The organism is Proteus sp. fly-1008 (assembly GCF_040140305.1).
Lineage (GTDB): Bacteria > Pseudomonadota > Gammaproteobacteria > Enterobacterales > Enterobacteriaceae > Proteus > Proteus vulgaris_B.
On record NZ_JBEEWH010000051.1, the window covers coordinates 1 to 810 of the forward strand.

Consider the following 810-nt stretch of genomic DNA (forward strand, 5'->3'; position numbering starts at 1 on the left):
CAAATAGTCGGTGGTGATAAACTTATCATCCCCTTTTGCTGATGGAGCTGCACATGAACCCATTCAAAGGCCGGCATTTTCAGCGTGACATCATTCTGTGGGCCGTACGCTGGTACTGCAAATACGGCATCAGTTACCGTGAGCTGCAGGAGATGCTGGCTGAACGCGGAGTGAATGTCGATCACTCCACGATTTACCGCTGGGTTCAGCGTTATGCGCCTGAAATGGAAAAACGGCTGCGCTGGTACTGGCGTAACCCTTCCGATCTTTGCCCGTGGCACATGGATGAAACCTACGTGAAGGTCAATGGCCGCTGGGCGTATCTGTACCGGGCCGTCGACAGCCGGGGCCGCACTGTCGATTTTTATCTCTCCTCCCGTCGTAACAGCAAAGCTGCATACCGGTTTCTGGGTAAAATCCTCAACAACGTGAAGAAGTGGCAGATCCCGCGATTCATCAACACGGATAAAGCGCCCGCCTATGGTCGCGCGCTTGCTCTGCTCAAACGCGAAGGCCGGTGCCCGTCTGACGTTGAACACCGACAGATTAAGTACCGGAACAACGTGATTGAATGCGATCATGGCAAACTGAAACGGATAATCGGCGCCACGCTGGGATTTAAATCCATGAAGACGGCTTACGCCACCATCAAAGGTATTGAGGTGATGCGTGCACTACGCAAAGGCCAGGCCTCAGCATTTTATTATGGTGATCCCCTGGGCGAAATGCGCCTGGTAAGCAGAGTTTTTGAAATGTAAGGCCTTTGAATAAGACAAAAGGCTGCCTCATCGCTAACTTTGCAACAGTGCC

Annotated in this window: 1 protein-coding gene; it reads left to right on the plus strand. The window is 52.3% G+C overall.

The features are described 5' to 3' along the window. Positions 1 to 53: 53 nt before the first annotated feature. The gene (locus ABN256_RS19115) at positions 54 to 758 is read left to right on the plus strand and encodes an IS6-like element IS26 family transposase (RefSeq protein WP_001067855.1); all 705 of its coding nucleotides are present in this window, start codon (positions 54 to 56) and stop codon (positions 756 to 758) included. The last annotated feature ends 52 nt before the right edge of the window (positions 759 to 810 follow it).

Bases quoted from the DNA above. Each gene is read 5' to 3' on its own strand.
- ABN256_RS19115 (WP_001067855.1), top strand. From the start codon at position 54: ATGAACCCATTCAAAGGCCGGCATTTTCAGCGTGACATCATTCTGTGG.